The organism is Simiaoa sp. (genome assembly GCF_051972595.1).
GTDB lineage: Bacteria > Bacillota > Clostridia > Lachnospirales > Lachnospiraceae > Acetatifactor > Acetatifactor hominis.
Map to the genome: position 1 here is coordinate 1 of NZ_JBOKRY010000010.1, position 16,471 is coordinate 16,471.

The following is a 16,471-nucleotide window of genomic DNA, read 5'->3' on the forward strand; positions in this document are numbered from 1 at the left end:
CTTCATGGGTGTCGAACCATGAAGTTTAGGCCTTGTTGTATTATTGATGTGATTTTAGAATTTGATTTAACTTTCATTTTAGAGACTTCTAGGAAATATTATTTTGTGAAAAGAAATTGGCTTAAATACGCAAAAAGAAGCTGAGATTTTAGTCTCAACTTCTCTTTGTATACTTATTTAGAATAGTTATTAACTACGGCTTGCTGATATTCAACCGCTATCTCTTTTAATTTTTCCTTACTATCTACGCCAGCAACAGAATATTTTTCATTCCCATAATAGAAATATACCACATATCTTTGTTCTCCATTCTCTTCCTCTTTTTCGAAAACTTCTAAGGTTATACCATCATTTTCAAATTCTTCCCGAAACAGATACCCCGGATAAATTTCTCTCACTCTCAAAATTTCTTGCGGATATACCTTTACTTCAAAACATAATATCTCCTCGTCTTTCTTAAAATAATCATTTACTGTATCTGCTCTATTTGATTTTGTCACTTCAATATGGCTTAAACTATAATCATCTTTATCCAAACTGCTAATTTCAAATGGTATCATTGCATATTGAACATATGCATCTGGAACATCTTCTAAGCTATAATAATTCTCTTCAATACTTTTTCCTATTTCTTCTATAGGAAGTTCCGGTGCCGTTATTTTCGTAGTCCCTTCCTCATTCTTATCCATCCACCAGAAGAAGCCACCGTGTTTCTCTGCATTTACTGCCATCTGCCAGGAACCACCCAGCATTATAACAATCAGTGCCACTGCTGTCACCACAGCAATTCTGTGTTTATGAAAATACCAAAGAAATTGGTGCATCCGCCCTTCCTTTTTCTCAGGCTTCGTTTTGCGGTTCTCCTCACTTTCCTTTCCATCTGCCGCCAGAATTCTTTCCTCTTCCTGACGTTTCTCACAATACTTCCAGAAGCTGTCCAGTGCTTCCTCCACCGGCAATTCTTCCTCTTTCTCTTCACCTTTCAGGCTATCCAACAGCTTCAATAACGTCTGAACTTCATCCGCATCAAATTCCTCGTCGGAAGCCTCCATTGTATACCAGTCTAACCGCTTCGTAACTTCCCTGATCAGACTTTCTTTATCCTGTTTCTTCATTACTGTTCCGTTCCCTTCTCTATCGCATCATCCGGCGTTGCTGCCAAATGACTGTCCCTCTCTATATGTTTTTGTCTCTTTTTTGTCGTTTCTTACAGACTTTTTTTGTTTTTTGTCGAATATTTTTCCATCGTATAGGCATTGAGCTATTTTGCCGCGCAATCTGCTGAGCCGGACACACATGTTGTTCTCGGAAATATTCTCCAGTTTTGCAATTTCCGATATTTTATATCCTGCTACAAAATATCTCGAGAAACGCGTTTTCTCTTCTTCGTCCAGTTCCGTTTCCAGGACCATGTCTAATTCTGCTTTTCCGTATTCGTCTTTCGCAGCAACGTATTCATGGTCATCGTGATCATCCAGTGAGGTTTCACATTCCAGCTTCTTTATTTTCCTGTTGAACTCCTGTATCTTATACCTCGCGGTCTCCAACAGCCATCCCGTCTGATTCGGATGATCTTTCAGAATATCCCATTTCTTGTACGCCAGGTAGAATGTTTCTTGCAGGACATCCTGTGCCAGTGACTTATCAAGTATCCGATATCTGATAAAATTATACACTATGGCTTCATTTCTGCGAAACATTTCATTGAATTCTAGATGATCTACTGCTGTCTCTTCTGTCTTGTTTTTATGCATCTGTCATTCCCCCATATAAATGGTTTCATCCTTCTTAAAAATATTTATTTTATAATTTAACATTTATCCCTGTATTAAATATAGATGGTTTTACGATGTGAGAAAAATTTGTTTTTCATATCTTTATATTTTACTTTTCGTAGATTTTCTGTCAATTTCTTCCTATCGACAAATATCGAAAAATTTTGCTTTTTTTGTTGTTGACAAACGGTATCTCTTTTGTTAGAATGAATCACGGTGATTGCGTTAGTAGTCACGTGATGCTGCTGTGGCTCAGTCGGTAGAGCGTCGCATTGGTAGTGCGGAGGTCACGGGTCCGATTCCCGTCAGCAGCTCTTCTTTAAAAAGTATGATCTTAAAAGTGTTAAACTTTTAAGATCATTTTTTATTTCTCTATTTGATAGCTTCCAACAACTGATGTACGGATACTTCCAGTACTTCCGCTATATCCAATATTACCTCCAGAGAAAACGGCTGGTCACAATTGGGAGCCTCTATTTTGGTAAGGTAACTGATACTGATGCATGCTCTATCTGCCAGTTGTTCCTGCGTAAGACCTCTGAGTTTTCGGTATTTGCAGATTGTCTGACCTATGTTCTTATACTCCTGCGAATGCTTTTGACTCATTTTTCCATCTCCTATATCTACCATTACAATTCTAATAGATAATACGGAAAGGGAAATTTCAGTTATAGTGAAAGTTTTGCATAATAAAAAATACCGGTCTTATTTGTCCGCTATTTACGGATTATTAAGACCGGTATTTGTATCATTCTTTCATTAGCAATTAATCCCGTCGTAGTGTAAACTTTCCTACCAAATCGTTTAATGCATATGCCTGTGCGGATAATTCCTCACTGGTAGCAGACGATTCCTCTGCTGACGCAGAGTTCGACTGCACTACTTCCGATATCTGATTCACACCAAGTTCTGCCTGTTGCATCGCCTGTGCCTGCGTAGCAGACTCTTCACTCAATCGTTTTGCATCTGTCGCAATCTCCTTGACTCCCGTAACGATCTGCTCCAGAGATTCCGCTGCTGCCGCCGCTGCCTGGTTGCCATTCTTGATCTCCTGCAGCGATCCCTCGATCAGGCTTCTGGTATCTACTGCCGACTGTGCACTCTGTTCGGCCAGTTTACGGATCTGTTCTGCCACCACTGCAAATCCCCGTCCGGCTTCTCCTGCTCTGGCAGCCTCAATCGCCGCGTTCAGAGACAACAGGTTCGTCTGACTCGCAATATCTTCAATGTCAGCAATAATATTCTGTATCTTTTTAGATGTTTCATTGATTCGGTCCATTTCCTCCATCAATGACCTCATCTGCATATGCCCTGCATCCGCCTGCTGTGCATAATTCTCAGCCTTTTCCGTCGTCTTCTGCAGTTCACCGGCTGTACGGGACACGGCATCTGTGATATTCGTAATGGTTGCCGTCAGTTCTTCCACAGATCCTGCCTGATCTGTTGCTCCTTCTGCCAACGCCTGGGCAGATTGTGCAAGATTCTCCGATCCTGCTGATACCTGCTTTGCAGCCTCTTCGACCTGCTGTAAGGTGCTGTTCATCTGTCGGTTCATCTTACGCATGGCATCTTTCAGTGCCACAAACTGTCCTACATATTTCTCTTCGATCTTAGTACCGATGGCATAATTACCCTCCGCCATCTGTCCCAACAATTCTCCTGCGTCCGTAATGATCAGATTCAGGTCAGCAGCCATGCCTTTTGCGACCCGTATCATATAGGATATCTCATCTTCCGTGTTTCTGTCAGGGAATGCACTATTCAGATCTCCCTGTGCAAAAGTCTGAAGTCGATCCGCAAGCGCTATCATCGGTTCTTCGATATTTCCTGCCATTTTCTCGCCTAATACTACAGAACTCCAGAAAGAGATCACTACGATAACCAGAATCGCGATCAGCATAAAAAACTCCATATGACGCAGATCTGCCTCCGCCTGATCTCCTTTTTCGACGCACAGGTTCATCAAGTCTACAAATTCCGCGTATATCCGTTCGTACTGTGCGGTCAGATCTCCGGTATCCAGATCCTGCGCCTTCAGATATCCGTCCTCGTCATCGGAAGTAGCCAGTTCCAATACCTGTGCATCCAGTTCCCAGTACCCGTCCAGTTCCTGCAATACTTTATTATAGGCATCCCTGCCTTCGGTGAATTTGATTGAGCGGTTCAATTCATCTATGTAAGTCTCAAACGATGCCTTTTTCTGGTCATGCAGTTCGATCTGCTTTTCTATTACTGCTTCGTCATCATAGCCTACTACTGCACGTAATGCGCTCCGGCTCTCCGAAAATGCCGCGACCGCTTTACCGACATCTCCCTGTGTAAATCCGTATCGGCTCAACGCCTTTTCATACTGCGTTGCTGCGATCAGTAGTGCTATGATTCCAATAATTGCCGCAATCGCACCGATTATTGCTACTTTCACAAATCCCTTCGTCAGTTGCTTTTTAATACCTTGTTGCTTTTGTGTTGCCATATAAAGCTCCCCCCTAGTCTTATCAGTTAAATAAGCTGCCGTGATCTGCATCTATATAACCAATAGTAGCACATCCCCTTTAATTGTTCAATCGTACAAAAGAATTAGAAATCAAATTTGATTACTACTCTAGACCATACTTCTTCCGCATTGCCAGCAACACTTTCGGCTCATTCTTCAGGTACAGTTCTCTGTCTTCCTTACACAGATTCTGGAACGAATACTTCACATATCCCCTGCCAAATGGATCAGAATTAATTTATCCCATATTTCTTTTTCATTGTCTTTAAGATTTCCGGTTCTCCAAACAAGGCAATCTTATCTCCATCACCGCCAGCAATCATACTATTTATCAGCTTTACCAGTTGGCTTTCACCTTCTGCTCTGCCTTCTGCTCTGCCTTCTTCTCTGACGTCGTCATCATGTAACAGTTCTTTCATGTACTCCGACCTCCATTCCTCATTCTTACGTGCCATACGCACTGCTTCATCAATTCTCCGGCTCAGGTCTCCTTCGACCTTCCCGGTTCTGATATAATCATATAACTCCCGCAGATTCTCCGGCACTTTCTCGGGTTCTGCAGCACAGTTATAAAAAATCTTCTCCGTTCCATCCTTCAGGTACAGCTCTCTGTCTTCCTTGCACAAGTTTTGGAACGAATACTTCGCATATCCCCTGCCAAATGGATCAAATGTGCAGAGAAACAGCACTCTTCCCTCCGGCAGTTCCCGATAGGATTTTCCCTTACTCAGATGATCCGTATCCATCGTAGACTGGTAAAATCTGCTCCGTTTCGGCAGTTCCAGCTTCTCCACCGGCTGATGGTTCAGATTCTGCATCTCTGCATCGTACATACGCTTTTTATCCCGCGTATACATATCCAGCCGGACCGGCTTGCCACCCGAAGTATATCGGAATTCCCGCTGTGGCTGGACATCCTCCAGTTCCCCTACCTTTTCTTCTAACAGCCGTTCCAGCACATCCCGGCAGAGCACCTTATCTCCCATCGCCTTGCCAAACATAAAATCATCCGAAATCGTCAGTTCCTCATATCGTTTTACCATTCGTATTCTCCTCTCACACGTATGCAGGAGAATAAACAACGGCAATACGTAGAACAAACGCTCTGTCCTTCATTATCTCCTGCTCTATTGTATTTAATGGGGTAAATAAGCAGGAATTCCTCTGAAGTCACAGATATCAACTTGCGTTGATTTAGAAATTTGAAATAGAAAAAAACTGCTTACAAGCAAAGAATAGCAGACACCTTTATAATTGTCAATGTAGCAAAATAGCCAAATCTGCACTTTGTTAAATTTAGACAATATGGCAGCTATTATAGGTATAAGAACTCTCCCCGGAAGTTGACGTTTATTTTGTGTAGGTAAAGCATGTCAAATGACATAGTCATGCTTTGTGTATAGCCGATACCTGTTTAAAAACTATGCAAAAAATTTATCTTCCAGCATCAAACACAGACAATGATAAATAGGTAGGTGCAGTTTCTGAATCATATAAGTCTCCGTCTGAGGAGCTTTGATACATACATCGCTCATATCCATTAACCTGCTATCTTTTGCTCCAGTCAATCCAATGACCTTCATTCCCTTAGCGAGCGCAGTTGTTGCTGCAAACAACATATTTTTGCTGTTGCCACTGGTGGAAATGCCCAGAAATACATCCACCGGCTTTCCGTAGTCATTAATCTGCTGTGCAAAGCAGAGCAACGGCTCACAGTCATTCATTAAAAACATTAATAAAGTAAATAGGATGAGGTTGCTTTAGCACGGACCAAATTGGGAGACACGGTAGTCCGTAGAATTTCATGAGGTTATACTGTTCGGGTTCACGCAGGATGAAATGGCTGAAAAAATAGACCGTGCCGCTAAATATTATGCAGATATCGAACGCGGCAGCTGCGGTATGAGTGTAGAAACTCTGATGGCGCTTTCCGAAGCTTTAGATATGTCACTGGATTATATTATTTACGGAAAAGAAATCAACGAAAACGGATACCCCGGACAAACAGCCGAAGTATCCGCTATTTTAACTATGCTGGATAATTCCGAACAAAGAGACCGAGATTATGCGCTCAGACTCTTGAAGCTTTTTCTGGCTTATCAAAAATAAAGTCCTGACTAGTTAAATCCGAACAGCTTCTGACAGATCTTGTATCCTTCCACAGAAAGCTTACGGCCGCCTCTTCCGGGCAGGTTCATGGTTCCGCCCATGATGCCGTTACGCATCCATAGGTAGAGTCTCTTGTCTTTTTCTTTCAGGTACTCCCACAGTTCTTTCTTTTTCTCCAGATGCTCAGGAGTGCCGGAACGGATCAGTAGCACAGAGGATACGGTCATGATGATCTCTAAATAATTGCGCATATACTGATACAGGCGTCTGTTTTTGACCAGTTCTGCTTTTCTGCCTACCAGATAATCGATCATCAGCCTGGTCACACGGATCTGCTGGTCGATCCTGGAGATCATGACCGTCTCGTTCACGGACTGATCCTGTCTTCCTATATAATATCTGTAGAAATTCACATCCAGATAATACATATTCTTCACATAGGGAAGCGGCTCGAATACATACAGATTATCTACATAGAAGGTATGCTCGGGAAGCTTCAGTCCGCATTCCTGGAGCAGCCTGGTACGGAAGATCACGGAATGCATCAATATGTAATGTCCCTTGATAAAATGATGGCAGTCTGCCCAGGTAAACATCTTCTCCACCGGCAGAATATGGCGATACTGGATCACCTTTTTACGGCGCTCGCCTTCTTTTTCATAAACATAATTGCTGATGAGCATGTCCAGTGCCTGACCGCCTCCTGCCAGCTCCCGCAGAGTGTCCAGAATCTTAAAATATGCATCCTGCTTCACCCAGTCATCGCTGTCCACTACTTTAAAATACAGTCCCTTGGCATTGGCGATTCCGGTATTCACTGCGGAGCCATGTCCTCCGTTCTCCTTATGGATAGCACGGACAATGGTAGGGAACTGTGCCTCATATTCATCTGCGATCTCTGCGGTACGATCCTTGGTGGATCCGTCATCAATGATCAGGATCTCTACATCCTCACCGCCGACGAGCAGAGAATCAATACATTTTCTCATATACTTTTCAGAATTGTAGCAGGGAATTGCTATGGAAAGTAATTTCATATCGCTGTCCTTTCTTATATACAATGATACCAGTGTCAAAAGGTCTAAGCCCACATGAGCTTGCTCATAAGTCGATGAAAGACCTTGTGTAGGATCGTTCCGTGCTGCCGCCCGGCTGTCAGCCTTCCTCTCTTGGGATTCCAAGCTGCATGCGTAGACCCTTCGCATAGACTGCAAATGCCGAAGGAATGGGATATCTGTCTTTCGTCTCCCGGGGTTCAATATAGATCCAGTCTGCAGAATCCGGTCCCGCCTTCTTCGGTGCGAGCTCATCCACCCGGATGAGGTATCCCTTCATATGCCATTCCCTGTGGGAGAAAATATGCTTTGCATCCTCTAACGGCTGGATCCTGAGTACCTGCAGTCCGTTCTCTGTCAGATATTCCTTCACTTCTTCCGCCGTACAGAATCCCTTCATTGACGGAAACTCATACATTCCGGCGAGCAGCCCCTTAGCCGGCCGCTTGTGCAGCACCGCAAGCTCCGCATCCCGGATAATGAGGATCGTCTTCTCCTCTATGGTCCGTTCCTTTGCCTTTGCCTTATTCGGGTACTGTTGCTGCGTTCCATCTTCGTATGCCAGACAGATCTGCCTGAGCGGACACTCCTCACAATGAGGGGCACCGTTTGGAATACACACGCAGGCTCCGATCTCCATCATTGCCTGGTTAAAATCCCCGGGTCTGTCCTTCGGTATAACCTCCCACAGATCCTTCTCCACGGACTTTTTCACCTTGTCCTCGGAGATGCACCGCTCATCCTTACGTATTCTGGAGATCACTCTGAGCACATTGCCATCCACCGCCGGATTCGGTCTTCCGTAAGCAATAGAAGATACAGCTCCCGCCGTATAGCTTCCGATTCCTTTTAATTTCAGCAATTCTTCATAAGAATCCGGCATTCTGCCGCCGTAGTCTTCCACGATCTGAATTGCCGCTTTCTGAAGGTTCCGCACCCTGTTATAATAGCCCAGACCTTCCCACAGCTTTAACAGAGTCTCCTCCGGCGCTTCCGCTAATGCTGCGATATCCGGCAGGGTATCCATGAATCTCTGAAAATAGGGCTTCACCGCTTCCACTCTGGTCTGTTGTAGCATGATCTCAGAGACCCATACGCGATAGGGTGTGGGCTGTTCTCTCCAGGGAAGGATCCTGCGATTATTATCATACCATTTTAAAAGTGGTTTGGGAATCGCAAGAAGGTCACCTTTCCTAAAGATTTCCTTAAAATCTGTTAAATTTTCACTAATGTCTATCTCAGACGATTGCATTCAAACTTCTCCATGGTGAGCAGGCAGTTTTTCAGTTCTTCATAACGCTCCTCCGTCTCACCGTCATTTACTTCGATATCGCAGGCGATCGCCATGGTCGTGATCATCTCATCGGTGATCCGGTGATGTAATCCTGCGAGAATATTTAACTTCTGCTCATAAGAATCCGCATCCAGGAATTCCAGTACCAAAGGATCCAGTTCGGGCTCCTCCGGCTGTGTCTCTACAGATGCCGGCTGTGCTGTTGCCTGTGCTGCCACAGTCGCCGCGTCCTGCACCGTTGCTGCCTGCGCTGTCCAAATCGCCGCGTCCTGCGCTGTTGCTGTCGGCACTGCCTGTGTTGTCGTCTGCCCACCGTTCACTTCATCGTTCTCACGTGTCTGTCTGTCTGCATCCGCACCCTGTAATTCAAAACGGAATCTCTGCTGTACCTCAGGGTATTTGACCTTATCCACTTCGCTCGTAAACATCGCAAGCGGTCTCGCATAGGTCTTGAAATCTCCATACATTGCCTGATAGATCACCAGCTGCTCTCCGGTCTCCGAATGCTGTGCTATCGTGACGATCTGGTACAGATTCCCTTTAAAATGCTTATATATCTCATGTGGTTTGGGAATAAATGTCATCTGTCCTTCTCCTTTCCCATCGCCTCTGCTGCGGCATATGGTAACAGTATAACCCCTATTTTGAAAAATGTCATGTCTCCCTTAAAAATCTGTCAAAAGATATTCGTAAGAGATGCTGTAACTGCCGGAAGCATTGCATGCCTGCATAAGCTCTGCACTGAAAGCTTCCCGTTCCTCTTCGCTCATGTCATTGATCCTCTTATGATGGATCGTGAAAGTATACTCCGGATCGCCGTCTGCATCTGTCACATACGTCAGAGTCACGCCGCTGTTCGTATACCCGTTATTCTTCAGATATTGTCTTACATCCGTAAGCAGCTGCTGTTCCTGCACTCTGTTCTCCACCCGCTGTGCCTCATCCCGGCTTTCGCTTCTGGCTGTTCCTCCCACGCATAATACAATGATCAGGATCAATACAACAGTGACAACATAAAATGCAACATTGGAAACAGCCTGTCTTCTCATAATCTATACCTCTTTCTATTCATACATGATACTTTTTCCATCGGGTCATCCCCGATCTGACAGGTATAGACTACTCTTTTTTTAGTCCGTTAAAACTCTCTTATTTATTCAAAATATTCCGCCCCGGCCGCCTCCACCGCGGCCTTCAGCCCGAGTGCCGACATCCTCGTGGCACCGTTGCCCCAGATGATCATCTGCTCCAGGGCATCTGAGGTGGCTACCGTCACGCGGTATTTCTGCGGTTTTGCTCCCAACTCATGCGTGGTGCGCTCAATATACTGGTCTGCGGTCTCCGCTTCCTTCGTATAGACCACTTCTATATTATGATATTTCATGGTGGATCCGGGATTCCCCTTCACCTTATAAGCATCGTAGACCAGGATCAGCCGGCACCCCTGATAGCCCTGATAATTGCACAGGATATCCATCAGCTTATCCCTGGCGCTGTCCAGGTTGATCTTCGACAGCTCCCGCAGCTCCGGCCATGCAAAAATAATATTATAGCCGTCCACCAGCAGATATTCTTCCGGTTTTTCCTGAGGGCCTGCTTTGGTCTTCGGTGTCCGCACGCTGTCCGTCTGGCTGCTCGTATAGTTGCTGCGACTGCCGGAAGAAGTATGATATCTTCGGAATCTGTGGGAATCCTCTTCCCTTTTCCCATAGGTCCGGCGGAAGATCTCTTCGATCTCCTCCTGGGATATGACACGCTCTGTGCCGCCGCCCGTCTGACGTACAGCTCCCTGCCGTCTGTTCACTGCCGGCATTCCCTGTAAGGCGTCATCACCAGACTCTGCATCCTCCTCCGGATCCGGCACCCAGCCGCTCTCCACATGGGCATATTCCGGCACCTGATCCCAGGGCACCTGGAACCCGGCCCCGTGAGCGCAGAATACGGAACCGGTAGGATTGGCAGTATCCGCCTCCGGATCGTAATCCGTCTGTGTCATCACCTCTTCCGTATTATGGCAGGGCTCGTACCCCTGCAGGCTGCAGGACAGTCTGCCGTGTCCTTTGGTATAGGAAGCTACTTCTCTGGCGTAATCCCGCATGGTTGCCACCGGAACACTGCCCGTCAGTACGCTGTTGTTTCCTTCGGTCACAGGCGGATCGAAGCGTCCGTTCATCCTGGTGATATCTGACATTGCCCTGCCGAGATTCTCTGTCGGTACTTCCAGCCGATAGGAAAACCACGGCTCAAGCAGAATACTTTTTCCACTGCGCAGTCCCTGGCGGATGGCGCGATAAGTTGCCTGCCGGAAATCCCCGCCTTCCGTATGCTTAGTATGTGCTTTCCCGGCGATCAACAGTATCCGAAGATCTGTGATCTCCGATCCGGTGAGCACTCCCACATGCCTTTTTTCCTCCAAATGAGTCAGGATCAGTCTCTGCCAGTTCCGATCCAGCATATCCTCACTGCATGCAGATGCGAACTGCAGTCCGCTGCCCCGTTCACCGGGTTCTAGCAGCAGGTGCACTTCCGCATAATGTCGCAGGGGTTCAAAATGGCCGATGCCTTCCACCGGCTCCGCCAGCGTCTCCTTATAGACAATGCTTCCCGCATCGAATTCCGCTTCCAGTCCGAAGCGCTCCCACAGGATATTTTTCAGGATCTCCATCTGCACCTGCCCCATGACCTGCATATGGATCTCCCGCTTTTCCTCCTGCCATAATACATGTAACTGCGGCTCCTCTTCTTCCAGCTGTCTGAGCTTTCCGAGCGCTGTCACCGGATCCACATCCGGGGGAAAACTCAGTCTGTATGTCAATACCGGTTCCAGCACCGGTGCCAGATTCTCGCTCTCATAGCCCAGTCCCTGTCCTGCAAATGTCTTCGTAAGTCCCGTGACCGCGCAGACTTCTCCCGCCGGCACGCTGTCTGCGGTCTCATAGCTTCCTCCATTGTACAGGCGCAGCTGGTCTGCCTTTTCCTCCCAGGTCTCTTCCCCGGCACTGCTTTTCTGATTACCGATCATCATTTTGACCCGAAGCGTCCCTCCGGTGACTTTCAGATACGTCAGACGGTTCCCCGCCGTATCTCTGCCGATTTTATAGACTCTGGCTCCAAACTCCTGTGAATATTCCGGTTCCGGCAGATAGAAATTCAGCCCGTCCAACAGCTTTTCTATGCCTTCCTGCCTTAATGCCGATCCAAAAAAGCAGGGAAACAGCCTCCGCTGCGCCACAGTGAGTGCCATGCTCTCCGGCTGCAGGGCTCCGGTCTCCAGATATTCCTCCATCAGTGCTTCGCTGCACATAGCGGCATGTTCCAGTTCCTGCTCACGGTTTTCCCCGTATTTCTCCTGCGCCATGATATTTTCAACGGTTACAATATTGCCATCCAGCTTACTTTGCAGTTCGGTCAGTATTTTGTCCCGCTCGGTGCCCGGCTGATCCATTTTATTTACGAATAAAAATACCGGAACCTCATACCTTTTCAACAATCTCCACAGTGTGTATACATCCCCCTGCACACCGTCGCTGCCGTCGATCACAAGGATTGCTGCGTCCAGTACCTGCAGTGTCCTCTCCATTTCAGCGGAAAAATCCACATGCCCCGGGGTATCTAACAGAGTGATATCCACATCTTTCCACCGGATTCTCGCCTGCTTGGAGAAGATTGTGATGCCTCTCTTCCTCTCCATGTCCCCATTGTCCAGAAATGCATCTCCATGATCCACTCTTCCTGCCTTGCGGATCGTTCCGCAGGTATATAAAAGGCCTTCCGCCAGTGTCGTCTTGCCGGCATCCACATGTGCCAGAATTCCTATAATTAATTTCTTCATTCTTATCGTTAACCCTTCTATGCCAGGTTCCTGTTGCTTCAGGATTCTTACTGTTTGCTTAGATTTCTACTGTTTCCTTAGGTTTCTACTGTTTTCTTAGGTTTCTACTGTTTCCTTAGGTTTCTACTGTTTGCTTAGATTTCTACTGCTTGCTTAGATTTCTACTGCTTGCTTAGATTTCTACTGTTTGCTTAGGTTTCTACTGTTTGTTTAGATTTCTACTGTTTGCTTGGGTTTCTACTGTTTGCTTAGGTTTCTACTGTTTCCTTAGGTTTCTACTGTTTCCTTAGGTTTCTACTGTTTCCTTAGATTTCTTATCGCTTTATTATTGATTTCTTATCACCTTATTATCTGTTTCTTGTCTATCCCTTATCTGTTTCTTCCCGCCTTTTTACCGCTTCTTTATCTTTACAATCTACGATACTATATTTTTTCCGTTTTTCCAACTGTTTTATCTATCTTGAGGATGTCAATCTTGCGGATGTCATTGCAAATCCGCTTACAGATAGGCTATAATCATAGCATACTTTCCATTAACAGGAGGAGCTATGATCAAATTGATTGCAACCGACATTGACGGTACGCTTCTAAAAGACGGTACGCTGATGCTGGATCCCGAATATATGACTGTGATTGATAAACTCACCGAAAAAGGAATCATTTTCGTTGCCTGTTCCGGCAGACAATTTATCAGTGAACGGAAGCTTTTTGCTCCTATACGGGATAAGCTTCTCTATATCACGGACGGCGGCACGGTAGTCCGTACCCCGCACAAAATTTTAAAAGTCCACACTCTGCCCGAAGATGTCTGGCATGGGATGTGCGAAACAGTCCGAAACAACCTGCCGGACTGTGATTGTTTTATTGCCACCCCGGACTATTGTCTGGCGGAAGATGCCGGAAGCCGCATGTTCCGATGGCTCACAGATTCCTACGGATATGATATCCGCGAAGTTCCGGATCTGTTAAAAACACCTGTGGACAACGTGATCAAATTCACTGTATATCACCCTTCGGCATGTGAAGAAATGTGCGCCCCTCTTTTCACTCCCACCTGGCAGACCAAGGCTAAAATCGCTTCCTCCGGCAAAGAATGGATGGACTGTAACCCGTTAGGTGTCAACAAAGGAACCGCTATTCGGTTTTTGCAGAAATATCTCGGCATTGCCCCGGAGGAGACCTGCACGTTCGGTGATAATCTGAATGACATCGAAATGCTTGAGAGCGCCGGAACCAGCTATGCGGTATCCAACGCCAGAGAGGAAGTAATTGCTGCCGCAAAGGGAACCTGCGCACCATACTGGGAGAACGGTGTGCTGCAAGTATTAAAAACTTTTCTCTAAGCTTGACACTGTCACGATAAAGCAATATAGTAAGGAAGTAAATATTATATTCCGCTAGGGGAGCGCATCGCTGAGATTGAAGTGCTGTAAAACTATGCCATCACTTCTAACCCTCACTACTTGAACCGGATAATACCGGCGTAAGGAAGCATAGATTTCATGCAGTTATCGTCTACATATGCACTGCTGATAACAGTGTATGAGAACCGTACATTATAAGAGTGCCGTTCAAGACTGTAATTTTGCATGGATACGATGTTGTCCCTCCTCGCGCATACGAAGGAGGATTTTTTTATGTTGTACAATGTTGTTGTGAATGACTGGGGCGAGACTACTTATGTCCCCACCGCTCTGGGCAATGTCCTGTTAGTGGTTGTCCTGATCGCTCTGCTGGCTGTGGCCGTTATATTTGCCCGTAAGCAGAGAAATAAGACCGGGGCTGACGACGGTGACCGGAAAATGGCTCACGGTAAGCTGACCGTAAAGCAGCTGGCTTTTTGCGCTATGGCAATCGCTCTTGGAACCGTGCTGTCTAACATCAAGCTGTTCCATTTTCCTACCGGCGGCTCCATTACACTACTGTCCATGCTGGTGATCTGCCTGCCCGGTTACTGGTTCGGTCTGGGTGCAGGTATTGCCACCGGCGTAGCTTACGGTGTGTTACAGCTTCTCATCGATCCTTATGTATTGTATCCCATGCAGTTGATCGTTGATTACATTTTGGCTTTCGGCGCTCTGGGATTGTCCGGTCTCTTCTCCAATGCGAAGTTCGGACTGCTGAAAGGATATATCACCGCTGTGCTGGGCAGATATGTATTCGCCGTGATCTCAGGATGGATCTTCTTTGGCGCGTATGCCTGGGAGGGCTGGGATCCCCTGCCCTATTCCCTCGCCTACAATGCGATCTATATCTTCGCTGAAGCGGCAGTAACATTACTGATCCTGTCCGTGAAACCGGTACAGAATCTGTTCTCGAAGTTAAAACAGATGGCTTTAAATGATTAGGTAGATTGAGAGTTACGAGCCATGCAAAAATAGAACGGAATACCTCGGTGGGAGCTTGCTCACACAAGAGGTTGTTTCGTTCTATTTTTATACTGTGCGTCCAACGGACACACTCGACAGCCGTCAATGAAATAAATGTGGAGCGCCCTTTGCGACACATTTATGAATTGGGTGCATGGCTCGTAACGTAAGGTTGCCGTAGACCGGACAAATTCCGCCTGTACCCATTCTTTTGCCTCAGTGTGGGCACAGGAGATAGGATCAAGCTTCTCTGTACCCTTCTTCCGCCTCAACGTGGGCACTGGAGATAGGATCAAGCTTCTCTCTACCCTTCTTCCGCTAAACTACTACCGGGGCTTAATTAATTAGATTTGTTGATTACGCCCCGCGTAACAAATAAGACCGGGGCTTAATTGACTAAATTTGTTGATTACGCCCCGCGCAACATAGACTACCGGGGCTTAATTGACTAGATTTGTTGATTACGCCCCGCGCAACATAGACTGCCGGGGCTTAATTAATTAGATTTGTTGATTACGCCCCGCGTAACGTAAACTACCGGGGCTTAATTAATTAAATTTGTTGATTACGCCCCGCGCAACATAGACTACCGGGGCTTAATTAATTAGATTTGTTGATTACGCCCCGCGTAACGTAAACTGCCGGGGCTTAATTGACTGAATTTGTTAATTAAGCCCCGCGTAACAAATAAGACTGGGATTGGTGCGCAAGTGCCCACACCCGGTCTTTCTTGTTCTCTAGCGTGGCTATGCTTTCGTAGCTCTCCAGTTTGGTGTAAAAACCCTAAAAACAATGAATTCCGTACAAAAAAGTTCCTAAATTAGGAATTTTTGTACGGAATTTCTTCATTTTGCACGCTCAGCGAAAATAACAGCTTTTTACATGGCAAAATCTCATGTTTTTGTATTTTTTTAGCAAAAAATGGCGTTTTTAATACAAACAGAACTCCCCGAGCGGCCGACGGCTATGCTTTCGTAAACTCTCAATTTATTTCGTGTTCTTCATAACATCCTTATTCTTCACGAGGTAATCGATCAAAGACACCACAGTGAGGATCAGTGCGATCCACATAATGATATCCGTAAGGATCTGTAACTGCGGGAAGTTGGCAATCATCAGGCAGATCATGACCATCTGGAAGGTGGTCTTGAACTTGCCCCAGTAGCTTGCGGCAATGACTACACCATTGTCGGAGGCGATCAGGCGGAAGCCGCTGATGATGAACTCTCTGGCGATGATAATGATGACCACCCAGGAAGGGATACGGTTCATCTCGATCAGTGCGATCATGGCGGAACATACTAACAGCTTATCAGCCAGGGGATCCATGAACTTACCGAAGTCGGTGATCAGATTATATTTTCTTGCAATCTTACCGTCGATCAGATCAGTGAGGCTGGCAATGATAAAGATGACCAGTGCGATCATATCCGTCACGAAAGTGTTCTCGCCGAACCATCCGGCATGGCCTCCCAGTAACAGGATAATAAACGGTACAATCAGGATCACGCGAAAAATAGTCAGCTTGTTGGGCAGATTCATT

15 protein-coding genes, 1 tRNA gene and 1 riboswitch are annotated in these 16,471 nt (G+C 46.1%); of the genes, 4 read left to right on the top strand and 12 right to left on the bottom strand.

Annotated features, from left to right (window positions below; translation table 11 throughout):
- Positions 1-173: 173 nt before the first annotated feature.
- Both ACTRDR_RS05580 and ACTRDR_RS05585 read right to left on the bottom strand, forming a co-directional pair.
- On the bottom strand, positions 174-1,115 hold the full coding sequence (locus ACTRDR_RS05580; protein WP_440526455.1) for a hypothetical protein: 942 nt from the start codon (positions 1,113-1,115) through the stop codon (positions 174-176).
- 27 nt (positions 1,116-1,142) lie between these two features.
- Complete coding sequence (locus ACTRDR_RS05585) at positions 1,143-1,754, bottom strand: RNA polymerase sigma factor (protein WP_440526456.1); 612 nt, start codon at positions 1,752-1,754, stop codon at positions 1,143-1,145.
- Positions 1,755-2,016: 262 nt separating this feature from the next.
- Between ACTRDR_RS05585 and ACTRDR_RS05590 the strand changes: the two genes are divergently transcribed.
- Positions 2,017-2,089 (top strand) — tRNA-Thr (locus tag ACTRDR_RS05590).
- A gap of 58 nt (positions 2,090-2,147) precedes the next feature.
- On the opposite strand, the gene ACTRDR_RS05595 is transcribed toward ACTRDR_RS05590, so the two are convergent.
- From ACTRDR_RS05595 to ACTRDR_RS05610, 4 genes are all read right to left on the bottom strand, one after another.
- Complete coding sequence (locus ACTRDR_RS05595) at positions 2,148-2,381, bottom strand: helix-turn-helix domain-containing protein (RefSeq protein WP_440287107.1); 234 nt, start codon at positions 2,379-2,381, stop codon at positions 2,148-2,150.
- 160 nt (positions 2,382-2,541) lie between these two features.
- A complete protein-coding gene (locus ACTRDR_RS05600; RefSeq protein WP_440526457.1) occupies positions 2,542-4,248 on the bottom strand; it encodes a methyl-accepting chemotaxis protein in 1,707 nt (568 codons plus the stop codon).
- 254 nt (positions 4,249-4,502) lie between these two features.
- A complete protein-coding gene (locus tag ACTRDR_RS05605; protein ID WP_440526458.1) occupies positions 4,503-5,312 on the bottom strand; it encodes an Rpn family recombination-promoting nuclease/putative transposase in 810 nt (269 codons plus the stop codon).
- A gap of 378 nt (positions 5,313-5,690) precedes the next feature.
- On the bottom strand, positions 5,691-5,993 hold the full coding sequence (locus ACTRDR_RS05610) for an SIS domain-containing protein (RefSeq protein ID WP_440526459.1): 303 nt from the start codon (positions 5,991-5,993) through the stop codon (positions 5,691-5,693).
- A gap of 115 nt (positions 5,994-6,108) precedes the next feature.
- On the opposite strand from ACTRDR_RS05610, the gene ACTRDR_RS05615 reads away from it, so the two are divergent.
- Positions 6,109-6,378: a helix-turn-helix domain-containing protein gene (locus tag ACTRDR_RS05615; RefSeq protein WP_440526460.1), complete on the top strand. Its 270-nt coding sequence runs from the start codon at positions 6,109-6,111 to the stop codon at positions 6,376-6,378.
- Positions 6,379-6,386: 8 nt separating this feature from the next.
- On the opposite strand, the gene ACTRDR_RS05620 is transcribed toward ACTRDR_RS05615, so the two are convergent.
- The 5 genes from ACTRDR_RS05620 to ACTRDR_RS05640 form a co-directional block, all read right to left on the bottom strand.
- Positions 6,387-7,415, bottom strand: coding sequence for a glycosyltransferase family 2 protein (locus ACTRDR_RS05620; protein ID WP_440526461.1), 1,029 nt, complete (start codon positions 7,413-7,415; stop codon positions 6,387-6,389).
- 118 nt (positions 7,416-7,533) lie between these two features.
- Positions 7,534-8,685, bottom strand: coding sequence for an A/G-specific adenine glycosylase (gene mutY, locus ACTRDR_RS05625; protein ID WP_440526462.1), 1,152 nt, complete (start codon positions 8,683-8,685; stop codon positions 7,534-7,536).
- Complete coding sequence (locus ACTRDR_RS05630; protein WP_440526463.1) at positions 8,667-9,311, bottom strand: DUF1653 domain-containing protein; 645 nt, start codon at positions 9,309-9,311, stop codon at positions 8,667-8,669. The genes mutY and ACTRDR_RS05630 overlap by 19 nt, the downstream gene beginning before the upstream one ends.
- Before the next feature lie 81 nt (positions 9,312-9,392).
- Entirely contained in the window at positions 9,393-9,776 is a 384-nt protein-coding gene (locus ACTRDR_RS05635; RefSeq protein ID WP_176864247.1) for a hypothetical protein, read from the bottom strand.
- A gap of 104 nt (positions 9,777-9,880) precedes the next feature.
- Positions 9,881-12,559 carry an NYN domain-containing protein gene (locus ACTRDR_RS05640; protein ID WP_440526464.1) on the bottom strand — a complete coding sequence of 893 codons (2,679 nt, stop codon included), beginning with the start codon at positions 12,557-12,559 and terminating at the stop codon, positions 9,881-9,883.
- A 548-nt stretch (positions 12,560-13,107) separates the two neighbouring features.
- On the opposite strand from ACTRDR_RS05640, the gene ACTRDR_RS05645 reads away from it, so the two are divergent.
- Both ACTRDR_RS05645 and ACTRDR_RS05650 read left to right on the top strand, forming a co-directional pair.
- Complete coding sequence (locus tag ACTRDR_RS05645; RefSeq protein ID WP_440526465.1) at positions 13,108-13,902, top strand: Cof-type HAD-IIB family hydrolase; 795 nt, start codon at positions 13,108-13,110, stop codon at positions 13,900-13,902.
- A gap of 46 nt (positions 13,903-13,948) precedes the next feature.
- Positions 13,949-14,066, top strand: a riboswitch (TPP riboswitch).
- A 130-nt stretch (positions 14,067-14,196) separates the two neighbouring features.
- Positions 14,197-14,907 carry an energy-coupled thiamine transporter ThiT gene (locus tag ACTRDR_RS05650; RefSeq protein WP_440526466.1) on the top strand — a complete coding sequence of 237 codons (711 nt, stop codon included), beginning with the start codon at positions 14,197-14,199 and terminating at the stop codon, positions 14,905-14,907.
- A gap of 1,008 nt (positions 14,908-15,915) precedes the next feature.
- Here the strand turns inward: ACTRDR_RS05650 and pgsA are convergent.
- Positions 15,916-16,470 (bottom strand): CDP-diacylglycerol--glycerol-3-phosphate 3-phosphatidyltransferase, encoded by a 555-nt coding sequence (gene pgsA, locus ACTRDR_RS05655; protein WP_440526492.1) that lies wholly within the window; start codon positions 16,468-16,470, stop codon positions 15,916-15,918.
- Position 16,471 lies beyond the last annotated feature (1 nt).